The organism is Dactylosporangium salmoneum, assembly GCF_039532525.1.
GTDB classification, from domain to species: domain Bacteria; phylum Actinomycetota; class Actinomycetes; order Mycobacteriales; family Micromonosporaceae; genus Dactylosporangium; species Dactylosporangium salmoneum.
The window spans coordinates 1-21838 of record NZ_BAAARV010000051.1; the positions used below are offsets into that span (position 1 = coordinate 1).

A 21838-nucleotide genomic window follows, 5' to 3' on the forward strand; every position below is an offset into this window, starting at 1 on the left:
GGCCGCGCGAGGTGGGCGACGCGGCGGCCGTGGCGGCGGGCGTCGTCGGCTGGGGGCCGGCGCAGGCGGCGAGCGCCACCGCCGCGCAGGCTCCGGCCGCGAGCCAGCGGACGGCCCGGGCGGCCGTCGGCCCAGTGATAGTCGTCGTCACCACGGGCGGAGATCTTAGCCGGATTCCGGCCGCTCGACGGGCCCGAAATTCTTCCCCGCTGCCCCGCTACCCGCGATTCTGCGGTCCGCTATCCAGCGGTGTCAGAGGACGGCGTGCCGTGGAGCCGGCCCGCGGCAACCGACCGGTCAGCCCTGGGGCGTCAGGGCGGTGGGTTCGCATTACGCCACCATGCTAATGACAGCTGTGCGATCCACTGCCTAGCGACTCGACGGCTGGAGCGCCGACAGGCCCGAGGAGACGAAGAGGCCCCGCGGCGGGGGCGGGCGATGACCTGCGGAGACGAAGAGGCCCCGGTCCCTTGCGGGACCGGGGCCTCTCTCAGGACTGGCTAACCGGCTGGCCGGTCAGTTCAGCTCTTGCCGCCAGCGAGCTTCTCGCGCAGAGCGGCGAGGGCCTCGTCGGTGGCCAGGGTGCCGGACGGCTCCTCCGGGGCGCGGGCGGCCGTCGGGGTCGACGACGTGACCGAGCCGGTCGCCGGGGCGGCCGCGGCGGGCTCCGCCGTGGCGTCGGCCTGGCGGGCCGTCTGGACCTGCTTGGTGTGGGCCTCCCAGCGCTGGCGCGCCTCGGCGTACTGCTGCTCCCACGCCTCGCGCTGCTTCTCGAAGCCGGGCATCCACTCGGCGGTCTCCGGGTCGAAGCCCTCCGGGTAGATGTAGTTGCCCTGCTCGTCGTAGGTCGCCGACATGCCGTAGAGGGTCGGGTCGAAGTGCTCCTCGCCCTCGACGAAGCCCTCGTTGGCCTGCTTGAGCGACAGCGAGATGCGGCGGCGCTCCAGGTCGATGTCGATGACCTTGACCATGACGTCCGAGCCGACCTGGACGACCTGCTCCGGGATCTCCACGTGGCGCTCGGCCAGCTCGGAGATGTGGACCAGGCCCTCGATGCCGTCGTCCACGCGGACGAAGGCGCCGAACGGGACGAGCTTGGTGACCTTACCCGGCACGATCTGCTGGATCGCGTGGGTGCGGGCGAACTGACGCCACGGGTCCTCCTGGGTCGCCTTCAGCGACAGGGAGACGCGCTCGCGGTCCAGATCGACGTCGAGGACCTCGACCTCCACCTCCTGGCCGACCTCAACCACCTCGGACGGGTGGTCGATGTGCTTCCAGGACAGCTCGGAGACGTGGACCAGGCCGTCGACACCACCGAGGTCGACGAACGCACCGAAGTTGACGATCGAGGACACGACGCCCTTGCGGACCTGGCCCTTCTGCAGCTTGTGCAGGAACTCGGTCCGGACCTCGGACTGGGTCTGCTCGAGGTAGGCGCGGCGGGACAGGACCACGTTGTTGCGGTTCTTGTCCAGCTCGATGATCTTCGCCTCGAGCTCACGGCCCACGTACGGCTGCAGGTCGCGCACCCGGCGCATCTCGACGAGCGACGCGGGCAGGAAGCCCCGCAGGCCGATGTCGAGGATGAGACCGCCCTTGACGACCTCGATGACCGAGCCGCGGACGACGCCGTCGTCCTCCTTGATCTTCTCGATCGTGCCCCACGCGCGCTCGTACTGCGCACGCTTCTTCGAGAGGATCAGGCGCCCTTCCTTGTCCTCCTTCTGCAGGACCAGGGCCTCGATGTGGTCACCGACCGACACGACCTCAGCAGGGTCGACATCATGCTTGATCGACAGCTCGCGCGAGGGGATGACACCCTCGGTCTTGTAGCCGATGTCGAGCAGGACCTCGTCCCGATCGACCTTGACGACGGTGCCTTCGACGATGTCGCCGTCATTGAAGTACTTGATGGTCTCATCGATCGCGGCGAGGAACGCCTCCTCGGAACCGAGGTCGTCGATGGTGACCTTGTTGCTGCTGGCGCTCGAGGTGGCCTCGATGCTGCTCGTCATGTGGGCTGTTGCTCCGGTCGGTGGATTTGCCTGGTGAACCTGCGCGCTCCCGCGGACCCGTCGTCGGGCACAACCCGCCTGTCGCATTGCAGGATCAGTGCATTGGAAGCGCTCAGGATGTGTTCGGCGACCGTGAGCCTGCTCCATGCCGAGGCGCACAAACCCACGAGTGCACCGATCAGCCTACCCTGCGCAATACCACATGGTCCAACCCTCCCCCAGACCCGATCTGCCGACTTTGTCAGGGCCTAACGTTGCTCCCCATGGAATCGTCACCTGACGCAGGCGTCACACGACGCGCCGTGAGCCCTGCCGAGAGCCGCCGCGCGAGCCGGGGCTGGTGGGACGCCGACGCGGACGCCTACCAGGCCGAGCACGGTTCCTTCCTCGGCGACGTGGACTTCGTGTGGTGCCCTGAGGGCCTGCGTGAGGCCGATGCGCACCTGCTCGGCGAGGTGGCCGGCCGCCGCGTCCTGGAGATCGGCTGCGGCGCCGCGTCCTGCTCGCGGTGGCTGCACAAGGAGGGTGCGAGCGTCGTCGCGGCCGATCTTTCCGCCGGCATGCTCCGCCACGCGCGCACCGGCAACACCCGTTCGGGTGTCGAAGTGCCGCTCCTGCAGTCCGACGCGAGCGCCCTGCCGTTCGCCGAGGGCGTATTCGACATCGTCTGCACAGCCTTCGGCGCCGTGCCGTTCGTGGCCGACTCGGCCCGGGTCATGCGCGAGGTCCACCGCGTCCTGCGCCCCGGCGGTCGCTGGGCATTCTCGATCACCCACCCGATGCGCTGGGTCTTCCTGGACGACCCGGGCGAGGGCGGCCTGGTCGCCGTCCACTCCTACTTCGACCGCCGCGCGTACGTCGAGGAGGACGAGCGCCACGTCCCGACCTACGTCGAGCAGCACCGCACCCTGGGCGACCGCATCCGCGAACTGGTCGGCGCCGGCTTCGTCCTCACCGACCTGATCGAGCCGGAATGGCCGAACGGCCACGAGGCGACCTGGGGCCAGTGGAGCCCCCTGCGCGGCCGGATCTTCCCCGGCACCGCGATCTTCATCGCCACCAAACCCGCCTGAAACGGGAATTCCGACCAGCAGCGCGGGCCGGGCAATGCGGATTCGACCGCCACGGCGTCACCGGAAAGATCACCCGCACGGCCGCAAAGCGCGGCGCCGGCCAACAGTCCGCCAATTCTCACGTTTCGGACATTCAGCATTTTCAACCCGACAGGCGAAAAATCCGATAAGTCGTGGCGCGGAGCGCCCGACTTATCGAAATCACCCCCACCGAATCGCAGCAGCCCCGGGCGGGAAACGCCCGGAGCCGGTCGAACCGCAAGATCACCCGCGAAAGCACCCGGGGACCGCCGGGCCGGCGCCCGGAAACGGGCTCGCCGCGGCGGCCCGGGTGGGCGCCGCGGCGAGCCAGGAGAAGCCGGACGGGTCAGTGGTCGGCGGCGTTCCAGTCGCGGCCGATGCCGACCGAGACGCCCAGGGGGACGTCCAGCGGATAGGCGGCGCCCATCTCCGTGCGGACCAGGGACTCGACGGCCTCGCGTTCGCCCGGGGCGACCTCGAAGACGAGCTCGTCGTGCACCTGCAGGAGCATGCGGGAGCGCAGCCCGGCGGCGCGCAGGGCCTGGTCGACCCGGAGCATCGCGACCTTGATGATGTCGGCGGCGGAGCCCTGGATCGGGGCGTTGAGGGCCATGCGCTCGGCCATCTCGCGGCGCTGACGGTTGTCGCTGTTGAGGTCGGGCAGGTAGCGGCGGCGGCCCAGGACCGTCTCCGTGTAGCCGTCGCGGCGGGCCTGGGCGACGATCTGGCGCAGGTAGTCGCGGACGCCGCCGAACGTGGCGAAGTACTCCTCCATGAGGACCAGGGCCTCGGCCGGGGCGATGCCGAGCTGGGTGCCGAGGCCGTAGGAGGACAGGCCGTAGGCGAGGCCGTAGTTCATCGCCTTGATCTTGCGGCGCTGGTCGGGGACGACCTCGTTGACGGGGACCGCGAAGACCGAGGAGGCGGTCGCGGCGTGGAAGTCGAAGCCCGAGTTGAACGCGTCGATGAGGGCCTCGTCCTTGGACAGGTGGGCCATGATGCGCATCTCGATCTGGCTGTAGTCGGCGGTCAGCAGGGTCTCGTAGCCCCCGCCGACGACGAACGCCCGCCGGATGCGCCGGCCCTCCTCGGTGCGGATCGGGATGTTCTGCAGGTTGGGGTCGGTGCTGGAGAGCCGGCCGGTGGCCGCGACCGTCTGGAAGTACGTCGTGTGGATGCGCCCGTCGTCGCTGATCGACTTGAGCAGCCCGTCGACGGTCGTCTTGAGCTTGGCCACGTCCCGGTGCCGCAGCAGGTGCTCCAGCAACGGGTGCTCGGTCTGCGCGTACAGCGACTGCAGCGCGTCGGCGTCGGTCGTGTACCCCGTCTTGATCTTCTTGGTCTTCGGCAGCCCGAGCTCGTTGAACAGGATCTCCTGCAGCTGCTTGGGCGAGCCGAGGTTGAACTCCCGCCCGATCACCTCGTAGGCGCTCTGCGCCGCCGACTTCACGCCCGCGGCGAACTGCCCCTCGAGCTCCCCGAGGTAGTCGGTGTCGGCGGCGATGCCGGCCCGCTCCATCTCGGCCAGGACCTTGACCAGCGGCAGCTCCACCTCGGCCAGCAGGCGGGCGGAGAAGTCGCCGTCGCGGTGCAGCTCCTCGTCGATCGCCTCGGCGAGGTCGAGCGTGGCCCGGGCCCGCAGCATGAGGTTCTCCTCGGCCTCGCCGGTGTTGCCGCCGAGGCCTTCGAGGGTCAGCTGGCCGGTGTCCGGCGCGTCGACCCTCAGCTCGCGCTTGAGGTAGCGCAAGGCGAGGTCGTTGAGGTCGTAGGAGCGCTGGTCGGGGCGGGCGAGATAGGCCTCCAGGGCGGTGTCGCTGGCTACCCCGTCGAGGTCCCAGCCGCGGGCCAGGAACGCCAGGCGGGCCGGCTTGACGTCGTGCAGCACCTTCGGCCGGTCCGGCGCGGCGAGCCAGGCGCCCACCGCGGCGTCGTCGGCCGCGTCGAGCTCGGCCGGGTCGAACCAGGCCGCCGGCCCGCCGGCCACGGCGACCGCGAGGCCGGTCAGCTCCCCGGTGCCGCGCCCGAACTTGCCGGCCACGGCGACGCCGACCCGGGTGCCGGCCGGGGCGTGCTCGTCGAGCCAGGCCCCGACGCCGCCGCGCAGCACCTCGCCGGACAGGTCGAAGCCGGACTCGGCCTCGGGCTCGACCGCTTCGAGGTACTGGTACAGCCGGTCCCGCAGCACCCGGAACTCGAGGGAGTCGAACACCTGGTGCACGGCCTCGCGATCCCACCCGCGCCAGCGCAGGTCGTCGGGGCCGACCGGCAGCTCGAGCTCGTCGACCAGCTGGTTGAGGTCGTAGTTGCGCATGACCTCGGAGAGGTGGGCCCGCACGTTCTCGCCGGCCTTGCCCTTGATCTCGTCGACCCGGGCGATGATCCCGTCGAGCCCGCCGAACTGCACGATCCACTTGGCGGCCGTCTTGTCGCCGACCCCGGGCACGCCGGACAGGTTGTCGCTGTCCTCGCCGACGAGCGCGGCCTTGTCCCGGTACTGCGACGGCGGGATGCCGTACTTCTCCTCCACCTTCGCCGGCGTCATGCGCTCCATCTCGCTGACCCCGCGCTTGAGGTACAGCACCGTCACCTCGTCGCTGACCAGCTGGAACGAGTCGCGGTCGCCGGTGACGATCGAGGTCGGCATGCCCTGCTCGCGGGCGTGGCGGGCGAGCGTGGCGATCACGTCGTCGGCCTCGTAGCCCGGCTTCTCCACGAACGGGATGCGCAGGGCGTTGAGCACCTCCTTGATCAGGTCGACCTGCCCGGAGAACTCCGGCCGGCTGGCGGCGCGGTTGGCCTTGTACTCCGCGTACTTCTCCAGGCGGAAGGTCTGCCGCGACACGTCGAACGCCACCGCGATGTGCGTGGGCTGCTCGTCGCGCAGCATGTTGATCAGCATCGAGGTGAAGCCGAAGACGGCGTTGGTCACCTGGCCCGTCTGCGTTGAGAAGTTCTCAGCAGGCAGGGCGAAGAACGCCCGGTAGGCGAGCGAGTGCCCGTCGAGCAGCAACAGCCTGGAGTCAGTCGAACCCGTCACGCTTAGCGAGCCTAGTCCGGAGGTACGACAGTTTTCTCCGCGCCCCGGCGCGAACTTCGCCCTTTTTGTCCGGATCACCGTGACGGAAAAACTCTGGACAATGCGAATCGCGTTGCGGTTGCGAACAGGAACATTACGACTGCGCAACTTCCTAGGGCGTGTTGCCCCGAAGGACTAGTGCGGTCCGGTGAGTGTCATTAGGTTGTGCCTTCATCAGCGTCTTGGCAACTAGGCGCAACCACGCCTACCGCGCTGTTAAAAAGGAGACAGGTGATGATCCGCCCCAATCTCGGATGGCGCTCGGTCGCTGTGCTGAGCACCGCGTGCCTGGTGCTCGGCGCGTGCGGCGACAAGTCCGACAGCCCGTCCACGGCTGCTACCTCCGGCGGCGCCGCGGCGGCCGGTGACGGCGTGCTCAAGATCGGCACGATCCTGCCGCAGACCGGGTCCCTGGCCTTCCTCGGCCCGCCGGAGTTCGCCGGCGTCGACCTGGCCATCAAGGAGATCAACGACAACGGCGGCGTGCTCGGCAAGCCCGTCACGATCCAGCACATGGACTCGGGCGACACCTCCACGGACATCGCCACCCAGTCGGTCAACAAGCTGCTCACCGACAAGACCGACGTCATCATCGGTGCGGCCTCGTCGTCCGTCTCGCTGTCCGTCATCGACAAGATCACGGGCGCCGGCGTCGTCCAGATCTCCCCGGCGAACACCTCCACGGCGTTCACCACCTACAACGACCACGGCCTCTACTTCCGCACCGCTCCCCCGGACACCCTCCAGGGCCGCGTGCTGGGTGACCTGATCGTCCAGGACGGCAACGCCACGACCGGCATGCTGGTCCTCAACGACTCCTACGGCGTGGGCCTGGCCCAGAACGCCAAGGCGGAGATCGAGAGCGGCGGCGGCAAGGTCGTCGAGTCGGTCACCTACGACCCGAAGGCCGCGGACTTCTCGGCCGACGTGGCGAAGATCAAGGCGGCCAACCCGGACGCGATCGCGATCATCGGTTTCGACGAGACCAAGAAGATCGTCCCCAAGCTGGTCGAGGCCGGTCTCAAGACCAAGAAGTGGTACTTCGTGGACGGCAACATCGCCGACTACTCGAAGGACTTCCCGGCCGGCACGCTGAACGGCTACAAGGGCACCCAGCCCGGCGCCGAGGCCAAGGGCGACTTCAAGCAGAAGCTCCTCGGGATCAACAAGGACCTGAAGGACTTCAACTACGCGGCTGAGTCCTACGACGCCACCATCCTCGCGGCCCTGGCCGCCGAGGAGGCCAAGTCGGACAACCCGGCCGAGATCGCCAAGCACCTCATCACCGTCTCCAAGGGCGGCGAGAAGTGCACCACCTTCAAGGCCTGCGTCGACCTCATCAAGGCCGGCAAGGACATCGACTACGACGGCGTGAGCGGCCCGATCTCGTTCAACGACGCCGGCGACCCGGCCGAGGCCACCATCGGTATCTACACCTACGGCCCCGACAACAAGCTGCTCCCGGACGTCAAGTACCAGACCGGCAAGATCTGAGCCTGACGGCCCCGGAGGCCCCCGTCGCGCAAGCGGCGGGGGCCTTTTCGTGCGCCCGGATGCGCTCGGGAGACGCCGCGCAGAACGGTCAAAGAGCGAAGAGCCAAAAGCCTCATGGCTCCGGTCCGCGTCACGCACAGACCGTCGCTCCCGTCAGACACCGGCCGGGGCCTGCCTCAAGGGCGGCCCCGACCTGCCGGCTCCGCGGTGCCAAGGGCCCGCGAGCCTGCGGCCGCGTACACCCGATGCTGACCCGACGGCAACATTTGTTCCACATAAGGAACGCACGCGAAACCAAGATCGGCGTTAATACGACGATCCACAAGCAAGCATTTGTAAAAACGCCGTGAAATCAGCGCGCCGGCGACCCGGCCGCGGGCAAAGAAATCCCGCGCCGCCAGAGGGAGCGGCGCGGGATTCGGCCCGACAAAAACGTTGGTTCAGGCCCGGGCGAGCGTCCCGAGGTACAACTCGATCACCCGCGGGTCGTTGATGAGTCCCTCGCCCGAGGACGTGTAGGCGTTGCGGCCCTGGTCGAGCACGTACCCCCGGTCGCAGATCTGCAGGCACCGGCGGGCGTTCTGCTCGACCATCACGACCGTCACGCCGGTCGAGTTGATCTGCTTGGTGCGGAAGAAGACCTCGTCCTGCAGCGCCGGGGACAGGCCGGCCGACGGCTCGTCCAGCAGCAGCACGGTGGGCTCCATCATGAGCGCCCGGGCCATGGCCACCATCTGCCGCTCGCCGCCGGACATGAGCCCGGCCCGCTGCTTGCGCCGCTCGGCCAGCGTCGGGAACAGCTGCGTGACGAAGTCGAAGCGCTCCTTGAACCGCTTCGGCTTGAGGAAGGTCCCCATCTGGAGGTTCTCCTCGATCGTCAGCGCGGCGAAGACGTTGTTTGTCTGCGGCACGAAGCCGATGCCCCGCTCGACGAGCGCGTGCGCCTTGAGGTTGGTGATGTTCTCCCCCCGCAGCGTCACCGCCCCGGACCGGATGTTGACCAGCCCGAACATGGCCTTGAGCAGCGTCGACTTGCCCGCGCCGTTGGGCCCGATGATGCCGACCAGCTCGCCGTCGTGCACGTAGAGGTCGGCCCCGTTGAGGATGTTGACGCCCGGCAGGTACCCGGCGACGACGTCGTCCGCCCGCAGTACCGCACCCTCGGCTTTGGCAATGTGCTCGGTGCGGTCGACGATCTCGTTGCTGACGGGCGTGCCCGCCTCTTCCTCCGGCTCGGTCACGATCGTTCCTTCCCGTCGGCGCCCTCGGAGGAGGCCGCCGCGTCGTTCTCGAGCTCGTCCACGGCCGGGATCAGGGCCACGTCGCCGCCCTCGGCGAGGTCACTGGCGTCGATCTCCTCCCCGCCCACGGTCTTGACCGCGCCGTCGTGGTGCGCGCCCAGGTAGGCGTCGATGACCCGCGGGTCGGCCATGACCTTGTCCGGGGTGCCCTCGGCGATCACACCGCCCTGCCCCATGACGATGATCCAGTCGCTGATGTCGTGGACCATGTCCATGTCGTGCTCGACGAAGAGCACGGTCATGCCGTCCTCGCGCAGCTGCTTGACGTGGCCGAGCAGCGACTGCGTCAGCGCCGGGTTGACCCCGGCCATCGGCTCGTCGAGCATGACCATCTCCGGCTGGACCATGAGGGCCCGGGCCATCTCCAGCAGCTTGCGCTGGCCGCCGGACAGGCTGCCGGCGAAGTCGTCCTTCTTGGCGATGAGCTTGAACCGGGTGAGCAGATCCTCCGCGCGGGCGGTGATCTCGTCCTCCTGCTGCTTCCACAGGCCCGGCACGAGGGCGCGCCAGAAGCTCTCGCCCTTCTGCCCGGTCGCGCCGAGGCGCATGTTGTCGATCACCTTGAGCTTCGACAGCGCCTTGGTCAGCTGGAAGGTGCGCACCATGCCGGCGCGGGCCACCTTGTGCGCCGGCACGCCGGACAGCGACTTGCCGTTGAACGTCCAGGAGCCCTCGTCCGGCACGTCGAAGCCGGTCAGCAGGTTGAAGAACGTCGTCTTGCCGGCGCCGTTGGGGCCGATGAGCGCGGTGATCGAGCCGCGCTGGATCTCGACGTGCTTGACGTCGACGGCGGTGAGGCCACCGAAGCGGCGCACCACGTTGTCGGCCACGAGGATCGGGTCCGGCTTGGGCACGCCCGGCTCCCCGGGCAGCCCGGCGAGCGCGGCGACCGCCCGCTCGCGGGCCGTTCCGGCGGCCGCCGGCGCAGTGGACAGGGACTCAGCGGACATCGAGCATGACCTCCCTCTTGTCGCCGAAGATGCCCTGCGGCCGGTAGATCAGCATCAGGATCAGGCCGATGCCGACGAGGATGTAACGGACCGAGCCGGCCTGGCTGGTGGTGATCAGCCAGGAGGGGACGTCCTTGTGGTTGATCGCCTCGGAGATGACCGAGTCGACGAAGACCAGCAGCACCCAGAAGATGGCCGCGCCGATGACCGGGCCGAAGACCCGGGCCGCCCCGCCGAGGATGACGATGGTGTACGCGAAGAACGTGAACTCGGTGCCGAAGGTGTCCGGCTGCACCGCCGCCCGGTCGAGGGCGAAGACGAAGCCGCCGAGGCAGCCGATGATGCCGCCGAGGACCAGCGACTGCATCTTGTAGGAGAACACGTTCTTGCCGAGGCTGCGCACCGCGTCCTCGTCCTCGCGGATGGCCTTGAGCACGCGGCCCCACGGGCTCTTCATGAGCAGCCACACGACCAGGCAGCTCAGCAGGATCAGGCCCCAGCCGACAACGAGCACCCACGTCTCACGGTCGCTGAAGGTGATCAGGCCGCCGATGTCGATGCCGCCGCTGCCCTTGAACGGGTTGGCGTTGTAGAAGTCGGTCGAGAAGCCCTGCAGGCCGTCCGACGCGCCGGTCCACTTGCGCAGGTCCGTGGAGCGGTAGAAGAGCCGGATGATCTCGGCCGCCGCGATGGTGACGATGGCCAGATAGTCCGCCCGCAGCCGCAGCGTCGGGATGCCCAGCAGCAGCGCCAGGACGATGGCCGCGCCCAGGCCGATGCCGATACCCAGGAAGAACGGCAGGTTGAACGTCGAGACCGTGATGGCGATGCCGTACGCCCCGACGCCCAGGAACGCCGACTGCCCGAAGTTGAGCAGGCCAGTGTAGCCGAAGTGGACGTTGAGACCGATGGCCGCGAGCGCGTAAGCAATAGTGGTGGATCCGATGATCGCTTCCAGCGTCACGCTGAAGATGCTGTGCCAGTTCATCGTGTCCCCCTCAGCCGATCCGCGTCCGGCGGCCCAGGATGCCCTGCGGCCTGAAGAGCAGGATCACGATCAGCGCCCCCAGCGCGCCGACGGTCTTCAACTCGGTCGGAATCCACAGCGTCGAGAACTGGATGAACATGCCGATCACCAGGCTTCCGAGCAGCGCGCCCCACGCGGTGCCGAAGCCGCCGAGCGTGACCGCCGCGAAGACCAGCAGCAGGATCTGGAAGCCCATGCCGTAGCCGACGTTCTGGTAGACGCCGAGGATCACGCCGGCCAGCGCGGCCAGGCCGCCGCCGATCGTCCAGACCAGCCGGATGATGCGGTCGACGTTGATGCCGGAGGCCGCGGCGAGCGCCGGGTTGTCGGCGACCGCGCGGGTGGCCTTGCCCAGCCGGGTGCCCAGCAGCGCCCAGGAGACGGCGACGATCACCACGATCGCGATGGCGTCGCAGATGAGGTTCTTCGGGGCGATGAGGAACGGCCCGTACTGGTGGCCGGCCTGCGCGTTGAAGTCCGAGTAGGCCCGCGCCTCGCCGCCGAAGAAGTACAGGAAGACGTAGCGCAAGGCCAGGGACAGGCCGATCGAGATGATCATCGTGGTGACCAGGTTGGTGCGGCGCCTGCGCAGCCAGCCCCAGAAGGCGAAGTCCTGCACGTAGCCGGCCCCGGCGCCGATCGCGACCGCGATGAGGCCGGACAGCCACAGCGGCAGCCCGATCGTCACGTTGAACAGGAAGGCCATGAGCGCACCGAAGGTGACCAGCTCGCCGTGGGCGAAGTTGGTCAGGCCCGTGGTACCGAAGATCAGCGAGATGCCGAGCGCGGCCAGCGCGATGATGAGCGAGAAGTGCAGGCCGGAGTAGAACAGGTCGGCGTACCGGTCGAAGCTCGATGGCTTCGCCGGAGTCCCCGGCTGGTTGTTCTGGCCTGGTGTCCCGCTCGCGGCGCCGGCGCTGAGCGGGAACAGCACGTTGCGGGCCTGGCCATCGACCACTGGCGGGGTCAGGCTGGCCCGGCCGTTGCTCAGCGTGACGCCCGAAGGGAGCGTCGACGTGTCGAGGTCCACCCGGTACGTCCCGGCCGAGGGGACCGGGATACTCCATTTGCCCTGGGCGTCGCTAGTCGCTTCGCCAACGGGCGCGCCGTCCTGTGTGAACGCTTTGATCTTGACTCCGGCCACGGGGGCGTCGCCGTTCTTCAACGTTCCCTGCAGTGACTCCCCATCGGCCCAGGCGCTCGTGGCGCTTATGCCGAAGGAGAGCATCACGCAGGCCAGGAAGGCCGTGAGCATGATCACGGCTCTACGCAATGGTGCTCCTCGAATAACGGTGGTCGGCGGGGTCGTCCCGACCCTCGGGACTGGCGGATCATAGCCCGCGCTGAAAGCCAATTGCGGGCCGTTACCAAGCCGTTATTCGATGCTGAGCCAGCGGCGTCAGAACACGCCGTGCGCTGGTAAAAGGTCAGGACTCCGCGGTTACAGTGCTGTTTCCGCCCGCGGTTTCGGCGATGATCCGGTCGGCCACTTCACGCATCGTCATGCGGTGGTCCATCGCCGTGCGCTGGATCCACTTGAAGGCCTGCGGCTCGTTCATGCCATAGGTCGCCATGAGCTGGCCCTTGGCCCGCTCGACCACCTTGCGGGTCTCCAGCCGCTCGGTCAGCGTGGCCACCTCGGACTCGAGCACCGACAGCTCCGCGTACCGCGACACCGCGATCTCGACCGCCGGCACCAGGTCGCTCTTCTGGAACGGCTTGACCAGGTAGGCCATCGCCCCGGCGGCCCGGGCCCGCTCGACCAGGTCGCGCTGGCTGAACGCGGTCAGGATGACCACGGGCGCGATCCGCCCGCCGGCGATCTTCTCGGCCGCCGCCAGCCCGTCCATGATCGGCATCTTGATGTCCAGGATCACGAGGTCAGGCTTGAGCTCCTCGGCCAGCCGCACGGCAGTCTCGCCGTCGCCGGCCTCGCCGACGACGTCGTACCCCTCCTCGACGAGCATCTCCCGGAGGTCGAGACGGATGAGCGCCTCGTCTTCCGCGATGAGCACTCGACGGCTCTGTGCCTCGGCCACTGGCCTCTCCCGAATCGATCCGACAACCTTCGACGGCGATTACCGTCGCGATCAGAGTAGTGGGTACCCTGGTGCGGCGTACTGGTCCCGGTATCCCAATCGGCAGAGGAACGGAGCTCAAACCTCCGACAGTGTGGGTTCGAATCCCACCCGGGGCACCACAACTCGGACAGAACACCCAGTTTACCGTGACGCCGAACACGCCCGCGACGGGCGTTCAGTCGGCATTCATTCAAGCCGGACCGGCTCCGCGCCTTCGGTCAGCAGGTCCAGTCCGGCGCCGCTGACCACCTGCGCCGGCTGCCGGTCCCGCCCCGCGATGGCGGCGAGCCGTCCGATCGGCAGGCGGTCCGGCTCGGTCGCGGCGGCGAAGACCACGTTGCCGAAGCGTCGCCCACGCAGCAGCTCCGGCCGCACGATCAGGCACACGTCGGCGAACGCGGTGCGCAGGGTCGCCGCCTGGCCGCGGGAGAAGGCCAGCGGGGCCAGGTCGGCCACGTTGACGGCGTACACCCCGCCGGGGGCCAGCAGGCGGGCCACCTCGGCGGCGAAGGTGACGTCGGAGACGCTCTCGGGCATCTGGGCGGCGTCGTAGACGTCGCCGATGACCAGGTCGTAGGCGCCGGAGTCCAGGCCGGCCACCGTCTCGCGGGCGTCGCCGATCGTCAGGGCGATCTCCGCCTCCTCCGGCAGCGGCAGGACCCGCTGCACGAACGCGGCCAGGCGCCGGTCGCGCTCCACCACCAGCTGCGCCGAGCCGGGGCGGGTGGCGGCCAGGTAGCGCGGCATCGTGAAGGCGCCGCCGCCCAGGTGGAGCACCCGCAGCGAGGCGCCGGCCGGAGCCATCGTGTCGACGACCGAGCCGATGCGGCGGGTGTACTCGAAGTACAGGTGCGTGGGGTCGTGCACGTCGACGTACGACTGCTGCACCTCCTCCACGAGGAGGGTCCAGCCGCCCTTGCGGCGGGGGTCGCGCAGCAGCCGGGCCGCGCCGAAGTCAGCGTCCTCGGCGATCCCGTCGATGATCTCCCGCCAGCTTCCCATCGGGGGACAACCGTACCGCGAACCGGCGAAACCCTCAGATGCAGGGCGTCGGGGCCGAAACGACGGGCATGGAGGGGCGCACCACCACGATCATCCGCACGGTCGGCGACGTCATCGACGCCCGGGCGATCACCACCGTCTTCCAGCCCATCGTGCGGCTCGACTCGTGGAACCACCGGCGGCACGAGGTCGTCGGCTACGAGGCCCTCACCCGCGGCCCGGCCGGGACGCCCTGGGAGGAGCCGCTGCGGCTGTTCGCGGCGGCGGCCGAGGCGGGCCGGCTGGCCGAGCTCGACTGGGTGTGCCGGGCCGGGGCCTACCGGGCGGCGATCGACGCCGGCCTGCCGGTCGGGCTGACCCTCTTCGTCAACGCCGAGCCGGCCGCGCTGGGCGCGCCCTGCCCGCCCGACCTGGCCCCGACCATCCTCGACGCGCAGCTGCGCCTGCGGGTCGTGACCGAGATGACCGAGCGGGCCATCGCCGACGACCCGGCGGCCCTGCTCACCGCGGCGGAGGCCTGCCGCGGGTCGGGCTGGGGCGTGGCCCTCGACGACGTCGGCGCCGAGCCCGCCTCGCTGTCGGTCATGCCCTTCGTCCACCCCGACGTGGTCAAGCTGGACCGGCACCTCACCCAGCAGCCGGGCGGGGCCTACGCGGCCCGGGTCGTCAACGCGGTGGTCGCCTATGCCGAGCGGACCGGGGCGGCGGTGCTGGCCGAGGGCATCGAGACCGAGCAGCACCTGGCCGGGGCGCTCGGCCTGGGGGCCACCCTCGGGCAGGGCTGGCTCTTCGACCGGCCCGGCCCGCTGCCGCCCGACGTGGCCGAGCGGCGCTGCTCGCTCAGCGTGCCCCTCGTCGCGCCGCCCGCCCCGACCGGTGGCCGCACGCCGTACGAGATCGTGGCGGCCCGCCGGCCGACCGCCGAGGCGACCAAGCGGATGCTGCTGCCGCTGAGCCACTATCTGGAGACCAAGGCCCAGGACCCGGCCGAGCCGCCCATGCTGCTCGCCTCGTTCCAGGAGGGCGCGCATTTCACGCGGGCCACCGCCCGGCGCTACTCGGCGATCGCCGAGACCGCGGCGCTGGTGGCGGTGCTCGGCACCGAGCTGCCGAGCGCCCCGGCGCCCGGCGTGCGCGGCACCGCGTTCGCCGGCAACGACCCGCTGCGCGGCGAGTGGAACGTGATCGTGGTCGGCCCGCACTTCGCGGGCGCCCTGGTGGCGCGGGACCTGGCCGACACGGGGCCGCAGGAGCGGCGCCGGTTCACGTACGCGCTGACGTACGACCGGGATCTCGTTTTGGACGCGGCCCGTGCGCTCCTGCACTGGATCGTGCCAACATAGGCGAACATGAGGCGCCTGCTGCTGGTCGCGTTGCTCATGCTCGTCTCCCTGGGCGGTGCCGCGCTGGCCGGCCACGGCAAGCCCGCCGAGCCCGCACGGGCCACCGCCGCCCCGGCCTTCAAGGTGCGGGTCGAGCTGAGCCAGGGCCGGGTCGACGAGGTGCGCCACTGGGTGCAGGTCTCCCTGCACAACGACGGGCCGGACAAGCTCGTCGTCGACCAGGTCGAGCTGCAGGCCCCGTCGTTCAAGGGGGCCGGGCCGGTGAAGGCCGACGCCTGGCTGCCGCCGGGCGGGCTGCAGGTCGACGTCCCGATGTCCTACGGCACCGGCATCTGCGCCGGCGACGAGCTCAGGCCGCACGCCGCGCCCTCGTTCGTGGCGCTGCGCGTGCACACCGACGGCGGACCGGCGCAGGACCTGCGGCTGCCGCTGGAGACCCCCAACGCGATGCTCGACCAGTTCCTCGCCATCGACTGCCAGCAGACGTACCTCGACCGCCAGGCGACGTTCACCTTCGGCCCGTGGACGCACCTGCCCAGCGGCTGGGTCAGCGGCACCGTGGTCGTCAGACGGACCGGATTCAAGGGCACCGTGACCCTGCAGGAGTTCACCGGCAGCATCCTGCTCGAGGTCGTGCCGACCCCGCGGCGCGAGGCCACCCCGAAGCCGTACGGCGTGCTGGCCCCCGCACAGGACGAGCTCTCCATCCCGATCGTCGTCGACGGCGAGCGCTGCACGCCGCACTCGCTCGGCGAGATCAAGAAGCCGTACGTCTTCCCGGCCTGGGTGAGCCTCGACGGCGGCCCGCTCCTCTACACCGAACTCAAGATCACCGACGCCGAGATCGCCGCCTTCAAGCCCGTCGTCGACACCTGCGCGGCCCAGCACACCCAGATGTAGCCGGGCTGTGGCCGGGCGTAGCCGCCAATTTTTAAGCCAGGTTTAGGCCGGTTGCACGCGCGCGAGCGCGAATGCCATGCTCCCAGCCATGTCCGAGGCCGGTCGGCGAGCCCGCGCCGCTCTCCCCGCGGTCGCCCTGCTGGTCCTCGCCACCGGGGCGATGCTCGCGCTGTCCACCCTGCTCGGCTTCGCGCCGCTGCCGCCCGTCTGGCAGCTCGTCCTGACCCTGCTGGTGGCGCTGCTGCTGGCGCTGGCCGCCGCCGACCAGGTGCGGGCCGCGCTCACCGACTGGCAGGGGGCGACCGCGGCCGAGACCGGGGTGCACCGCCGGCGGCGCCGCCGCGATCCGGAGCGCTCCGGGGAGTACACCGGCGAGTTCACGGGCGAGTTCACCGGGGAGGCGCGCCGGCCCGAGCGGGCGAAGCCGAGCCGCCCGTCGTGGGTCCGCATCGCCGTGACCGCCGCCGTCGCCGCCGCGCTCGGCGTGCTGCTGTGGGTGCCGCAGCTGCCGCTCGACGCCCCCGCCCGCGCCGCGGCCACGTTCCTGTTCGGCTACGCCGCCTACGCGCTGCCGGTGCTGCCGCTGCTGCTGGCCTGGCCGCTGCCCCGCCTGCCGCGCGAGCCCTGGCCGTGGCAGACCCTGCTGGTGCCCGCGGTCGACCGGCGGCTGTGGCGCCGCGAAGAGCTCGCGGGGCTCGGCCTGGCGACGCTGCCGTTCCTGCGCGAGCGGGTGCTGACCCGGGCCACCGGCGTGGTGGTCGCCGCGCTCGGCCTGCTGCACCTGGTGCGCGGCCACCCCGACGTGCTCGACGGCGGCGCGGCCCGGGCCGGCGGCCTGACCGGCTGGCTCATCGCCGAGCCGCTGCGCCTGGTGCTGTCCGGCGGCGGGGCGATCGCGCTGCTCGGCGGGGTGCTGGCAACGGCGGCCGCGATGATCGCCGCCGCGGCCGGGCGGGCCTGGGGCACGGTCACCGGGTACGCCACCCTGGCCGTTGCGGTCGCGGTGCCGCTCGGCGCGGTGGGCGCCGGGCACTGGCTCGGCTTCGAGTACTACCTGCGCACCGAGAACGGGCACGTCGTGGTCGTGGCCGGGCTCTCGCCTTCGCACCGCCAGGCGGTCCACGACACCAGGCTGACCGTGGACGGGATGTCGCCGTCGCTGGTCCAGCTCTTCGCCGACGGGCTGCCGGTGGCCGGCTACGCCGACGGCGACCGCATCGCCAAGGCGCTCGCCACGCCGTCGACCTCGGCGGCCGACAGCTACGCCGGCAACGAGTTCGAGCTGCGCACCGGCGAGTGCTTCGACTGGATCGGCGGGTCGTCGCAGCTGCGGTACGTCGCCCCCTGCAACGCCGCCCACGTCGGCGAGGTCACGTTCGTCGGCCACCTTCCCTTCACCGTCGACCCGGGCCAGAAGGCGGTCGCGGCGGCGGCGCGCGCGATGTGCGAGCAGTCCTACGGCGACTACCTCGGTGTGCCGTTCGGCCAGTCGTTCCTGCCGCTGGAGGCGCCGCTGCTGGAGGCGGGGCTGGACAAGGCGTGGCAGGCCCGGCCGGTCATCGCCTGCTGGCTCGGCTCGGTCGGGCCGTGGCCGCTCAAGGGGACCCGGACGGTGGCCGCGCTGCAGCAGAAGGCGGCCTGGGGGCCGGCCGGCGGCTGCAAGATCGAGGTGCCGGACGCGCTGCGGATCACCGCCGAGCAGCCGGGCGCGCGCTGCCTGGCCCCGGGCCCGGAGCAGCGGCTCAGCGTGCCGGGCGCCGGGTTCAACATCGACCTGGAATTCGCCGCGATCGGCAAGACGGCCGGCGGGGCCCGCATCGGCGCCGGGTGCTTCGACGGGGCGAACCTCGCCAACGGGTACAGCTTCGAGGTCACCGCCGACGGCACGATCGAGATCTACAAGCACGCCGGGGACCAGCACCCGCGGGTGGCCGCGTCGGCCAAGCCGAAGAACGCCGGCCCGCCGACCACCGCCTCGACGCCGCTGCAAGTGCTCTGCAAGCCGACCGGGGACGGCGGGATGGAGCTGACCGCGTTCTCGACCGGCAACCGCAAGGCGACCTACGTGGACAAGGACAACCCGTTCACGTCGCTGAGCCCGCGCCTGGTGCTCACCAACGCGGCCACCGGCGGGGTCGTGATGACCACCATGATCTTCAACGCCACGAGGGTCTGAGGCGGCCCGCTACCGCGAGCGAGCGTTCGTTCTATTGTTGGAGGATGCCGCGCGTCTCCGAAGCCCATCTTGCCGCGCGCCGCGAGCAGATCATCGAGGCGGCCACCCGCTGCTTCGTGCGCAACGGCTTCCACCAGACCTCGATGCAGGACGTCATCCGGGAGGCCGGACTCTCCGTCGGCGCCTTCTACCGGTACTTCTCCAGCAAGGCCGAGCTCATCCGGGCCATCGCCGAGGAAAAGGTCGGCAGCATCCTCGCCACCCTGGACCACCTCCTGGAGCAGGACCCGCCGCCCCCGCTCGCCGCGGCCCTCGCCGAGCTGCTGACCCAGGTCGACGCCAACCTCGCCAAGCCGGACGGGCCGGTGCGCATCGCCGTGCAGGTCTGGGGCGAGGCCGCGCACGACCCCGCCTTCGCCGACCTCATCGGCGGGATCTACGGCCGCATCCGCGCCAGCGCGTCCGCCCTCGCCGAGCGGGCCCGCTCGGCCGGGCAGCTCCCACCGCAGGCCGATCCGGAGGCGGTCGGCGCGGTCATGGTCGGCCTCGTGCAGGGGTACATCATCCAGCGCGTCCTGGTCGGCCGCGTGGACCGCGAGGTGTTCCTGGCCGGGCTCGACGCGCTCATCGGTCACCACCCGGCGGTCCGCCCCCCGGCCCCCTAGGGTGGTGGGCATGCAGGAACGGATTCTGGGGCGCACCGGCGTGCCCGTCGGCGTGGTCGGGCTCGGCGCCTGGCAGCTCGGCGCCGACTGGGGGCGCGTCGACGAGGACGAGGCCCTGGCCACACTCATCGCCGCGCACGAGGCCGGCGTCACCTTCATCGACACCGCGGACGTCTACGGCGACGGGCGCAGCGAACGCATCGTCGGGCGGTTCGTCCGGTCGCTGCCGCAGGGCCGCACGGTCACGGTGGCGACCAAGATGGGGCGCCGCGGGCCGCAGGAGCCCGGCGAGTACCGCCTCGACAACTTCAAGGCCTGGAACGACCGCTCCCGCGAGAACCTCGGCGTCGACACGCTCGACCTGGTGCAGCTGCACTGCCCGCCGACCGAGGTCTACCGCACCGACGAGGTCTTCGACGCGCTCGACTCGATGGTCGAGGAGAAGCGCATGAAGTCGTACGGCGTGAGCGTGGAAACCGTCGAGGAGGCCCTCCTCGCGATCGCGCGGCCCAACGTGGCCACCGTGCAGATCATCTTCAACATGCTGCGGCTCAAGCCCCTCGAGGAGGCGCTGCCGGCGGCGGAGAAGGCGGGCGTCGGGATCATCGCCCGGGTACCGCTGGCCAGCGGGCTGCTCTCCGGCCGCTACGACGAGGCGACGACCTTCGGGGCCGATGACCACCGGACGTACAACCGCCATGGCGAAGCCTTCGACCAGGGCGAGACCTTCTCCGGCGTCGACTACGGGACCGGGCTCGAGGCGGTGCGGCGCCTCGCCGCGCTGCGGCCGGACGACGCCACCATGGCCCAGTTCGCGCTGCGCTGGATCATCGACCACCCGGCCGTCTCCGTGGTCATCCCGGGCGCCCGCAACGGCGAGCAGGCCCGCGGCAACGCGGCCGCGGCCGAGCTGCCGTCGCTGACGCCGGAGGCCCACGCGGCCGTGCGCGAGGTCTACGACGGGCTGCTGCGCGAGTCGGTGCACGGACGGTGGTGAGCGTCGGGGACACCATCGGCGTGGAGGAGGAGTTCCACGTCGTGCACGCCGAGACCGGCGAGCTGGAGATGGCCGCGCGGCAGGTGCTGCGCGGCGCCGACGCCGAGCCGGAGCTGCACCGCTCGATGGTCGAGACGGCCAGCTCCGTGCAGACCGGCCTGGAGGGGCTGCGGGCCGACCTGCTGGAGAAGCGCCGCTCACTGGTCGAGGCGACCGGGCGGCTGGGCCTGGCCATCGTGGCCGCCGGCAGCGTGCCGGGCTCCGGCAGCACGCCGAGCCAGGTGTACCCCGACGAACGCTACGAGCGGATGGCCCAGGAGTACCGCCAGCTCGTCGACGAGCAGCAGGTGGCGGCGTGCCAGGTGCAGATCGGGGTGCCCGACAGGGACCTCGCGGTGCGCATCACCCGGCGGATCCGCGAGTGGCTGCCGACGCTGCTGGCGCTGAGCGTGTCGTCGCCGTACTTCGCCGGCCACGACACCGGCTACGCCTCCTACCGCACGATCGTCACCTCGCGCTGGCCGACCGTCGGGCCGCCGCCGGACCTCGGCTCGGCCGCGGAGTACGAGAAGGTCGTCGCCACCCTCGTGGAGAGCGGCGTGATCAGCGACGCCGGCATGGTGTACTTCGACGCCCGCCCCTCCGCCCGGTACCCGACGGTCGAGGTCCGGGTGGCCGACTCCTGCCCGCGCATCGACGACGTCGTGCTGCTCGCCGCGCTCTCCCGGGCGCTGGTGACCCGGGCCGCCGAGGAGGACGCGGCCGGCCGCCCGCTGCCGGAGGCGCCCCAGGTGCTGCTGCGCGCGGCCACCTGGCGGGCGGCCCGCTACGGCATCGGCGGCCACCTCGTCGACCCGGCCACCCGGGCCGCGGTGCCGGCCGCCGAGCGCATCGACGCGCTGATGGCCCACGCCCGCCCGGCCCTGGAGGCCCGCGGCGAGTGGGGCGTCGCGACCGAGCTGCTGGCCGGCCTGCGCGCCCGGGGCACCTCCGCGGCCCGCCAGCGGGCGGCGGGCTCGCATCGAGAGGTAGTGCTGGCCCTGGCCAAGGAGACCACCGGGGACTGACTACCCTGCGCTCGCTGACTACCCTCTGCTCATGGCGCACAAGGGTCTGCTGGTCGACTGGGGCGGCGTGCTCACCACCGACGTGTTCGCGTCGTTCGACGCGTTCTGCGCCCGGGAGGGCCTGCCGCCCGGCACGGTTCGCGAGCTCTTCCGGTCCGACCCCTCCGCCCGCGAGCTGCTCGCCGGCCTGGAGGACGGGACGCTGGCCGACGCCGAGTTCGAGGCCCGGTTCGCCGGACTGCTCGGCGTCCACGCCGACGACCTCATCGCGCGGCTCATGGGCGGTGCGGGTGCGGACGCCGACATGCTCGCCTTCGTCCGGGCCGCCCGCGCGGCCGGCGTGCGCACCGGGCTCATCTCCAACTCGTGGGGCTTGGACCGGTACGACCGGGCCCTGCTCGGCGAGCTCTTCGACGGCGTGGTGATCTCCGGCGAGGTCGGCCTGCGCAAGCCTGCCCCCGAGATCTACACGCTCGGCGCCGAGGCCGTCGGGCTGGCCCCGGCCGAGTGCGTGTACGTCGACGACCTGCCCGGCAACCTCAAGCCGGCCCGGGCGCTCGGGATGACCACCCTGCACCACCGCGACGCCGCCACCACCATCGCGGCGCTGCGCCCGCTGCTCGGCCTGCCCGCGCCCGCCCCGGCCC

The 21838-nt window shown here is 70.9% G+C and carries 17 protein-coding genes and 1 tRNA gene; 10 read left to right on the plus strand and 8 right to left on the minus strand.

Annotation, left to right across the window (positions count from 1 at the left end; all coding sequences use genetic code 11):
• Positions 1-521 precede the first annotated feature (521 nt).
• Entirely contained in the window at positions 522-2105 is a 1584-nt protein-coding gene (gene rpsA, locus ABD352_RS28320; protein ID WP_344615549.1) for a 30S ribosomal protein S1, read from the minus strand.
• Positions 2106-2281: 176 nt separating this feature from the next.
• Between rpsA and ABD352_RS28325 the strand changes: the two genes are divergently transcribed.
• Complete coding sequence (locus tag ABD352_RS28325; protein ID WP_344615550.1) at positions 2282-3091, plus strand: class I SAM-dependent methyltransferase; 810 nt, start codon at positions 2282-2284, stop codon at positions 3089-3091.
• A 367-nt stretch (positions 3092-3458) separates the two neighbouring features.
• On the opposite strand, the gene polA is transcribed toward ABD352_RS28325, so the two are convergent.
• Positions 3459-6149, minus strand: coding sequence for a DNA polymerase I (gene polA, locus ABD352_RS28330; protein WP_344615551.1), 2691 nt, complete (start codon positions 6147-6149; stop codon positions 3459-3461).
• A 273-nt stretch (positions 6150-6422) separates the two neighbouring features.
• On the opposite strand from polA, the gene ABD352_RS28335 reads away from it, so the two are divergent.
• The gene (locus ABD352_RS28335; protein WP_344615552.1) at positions 6423-7682 is read left to right on the plus strand and encodes an ABC transporter substrate-binding protein; all 1260 of its coding nucleotides are present in this window, start codon (positions 6423-6425) and stop codon (positions 7680-7682) included.
• Between the two features lie 440 nt (positions 7683-8122).
• On the opposite strand, the gene ABD352_RS28340 is transcribed toward ABD352_RS28335, so the two are convergent.
• The 5 genes from ABD352_RS28340 to ABD352_RS28360 form a co-directional block, all read right to left on the minus strand.
• Entirely contained in the window at positions 8123-8923 is an 801-nt protein-coding gene (locus ABD352_RS28340) for an ABC transporter ATP-binding protein (protein ID WP_344615553.1), read from the minus strand.
• Positions 8920-9933 (minus strand): ABC transporter ATP-binding protein, encoded by a 1014-nt coding sequence (locus ABD352_RS28345; protein ID WP_344615554.1) that lies wholly within the window; start codon positions 9931-9933, stop codon positions 8920-8922. Before ABD352_RS28345 ends, ABD352_RS28340 begins: the two co-directional genes overlap by 4 nt.
• Entirely contained in the window at positions 9923-10921 is a 999-nt protein-coding gene (locus ABD352_RS28350) for a branched-chain amino acid ABC transporter permease (RefSeq protein WP_344615555.1), read from the minus strand. The genes ABD352_RS28345 and ABD352_RS28350 overlap by 11 nt, the downstream gene beginning before the upstream one ends.
• Before the next feature lie 10 nt (positions 10922-10931).
• On the minus strand, positions 10932-12215 hold the full coding sequence (locus tag ABD352_RS28355) for an ABC transporter permease subunit (protein ID WP_344615565.1): 1284 nt from the start codon (positions 12213-12215) through the stop codon (positions 10932-10934).
• 172 nt (positions 12216-12387) lie between these two features.
• Positions 12388-12999, minus strand: a complete 612-nt coding sequence (locus ABD352_RS28360) for an ANTAR domain-containing response regulator (protein ID WP_344615556.1) — start codon at positions 12997-12999, stop codon at positions 12388-12390.
• Positions 13000-13083: 84 nt separating this feature from the next.
• On the opposite strand from ABD352_RS28360, the gene ABD352_RS28365 reads away from it, so the two are divergent.
• Positions 13084-13160, plus strand: a tRNA-Leu gene (locus tag ABD352_RS28365).
• 67 nt (positions 13161-13227) lie between these two features.
• Here the strand turns inward: ABD352_RS28365 and ABD352_RS28370 are convergent.
• Positions 13228-14043 carry a spermidine synthase gene (locus ABD352_RS28370; protein WP_344615557.1) on the minus strand — a complete coding sequence of 272 codons (816 nt, stop codon included), beginning with the start codon at positions 14041-14043 and terminating at the stop codon, positions 13228-13230.
• A gap of 68 nt (positions 14044-14111) precedes the next feature.
• Here ABD352_RS28370 and ABD352_RS28375 point away from each other — a divergent pair, with 68 nt between their 5' ends.
• The 7 genes from ABD352_RS28375 to ABD352_RS28405 form a co-directional block, all read left to right on the plus strand.
• Positions 14112-15386, plus strand: coding sequence for a sensor domain-containing phosphodiesterase (locus ABD352_RS28375; protein WP_344615558.1), 1275 nt, complete (start codon positions 14112-14114; stop codon positions 15384-15386).
• Positions 15387-15392: 6 nt separating this feature from the next.
• Positions 15393-16286, plus strand: coding sequence for a hypothetical protein (locus tag ABD352_RS28380; protein WP_344615559.1), 894 nt, complete (start codon positions 15393-15395; stop codon positions 16284-16286).
• An 88-nt stretch (positions 16287-16374) separates the two neighbouring features.
• Positions 16375-18462 carry a hypothetical protein gene (locus ABD352_RS28385; RefSeq protein WP_344615560.1) on the plus strand — a complete coding sequence of 696 codons (2088 nt, stop codon included), beginning with the start codon at positions 16375-16377 and terminating at the stop codon, positions 18460-18462.
• A gap of 44 nt (positions 18463-18506) precedes the next feature.
• Positions 18507-19127: a TetR/AcrR family transcriptional regulator gene (locus tag ABD352_RS28390; RefSeq protein ID WP_344615561.1), complete on the plus strand. Its 621-nt coding sequence runs from the start codon at positions 18507-18509 to the stop codon at positions 19125-19127.
• A gap of 10 nt (positions 19128-19137) precedes the next feature.
• The gene (locus tag ABD352_RS28395; RefSeq protein WP_344615562.1) at positions 19138-20124 is read left to right on the plus strand and encodes an aldo/keto reductase; all 987 of its coding nucleotides are present in this window, start codon (positions 19138-19140) and stop codon (positions 20122-20124) included.
• A complete protein-coding gene (locus ABD352_RS28400) occupies positions 20121-21191 on the plus strand; it encodes a carboxylate-amine ligase (RefSeq protein ID WP_344615563.1) in 1071 nt (356 codons plus the stop codon). Before ABD352_RS28395 ends, ABD352_RS28400 begins: the two co-directional genes overlap by 4 nt.
• A 31-nt stretch (positions 21192-21222) precedes the next feature.
• Positions 21223-21838: HAD family hydrolase (locus tag ABD352_RS28405; RefSeq protein WP_344615564.1), on the plus strand; the 616-nt coding region annotated here is incomplete at its 3' end.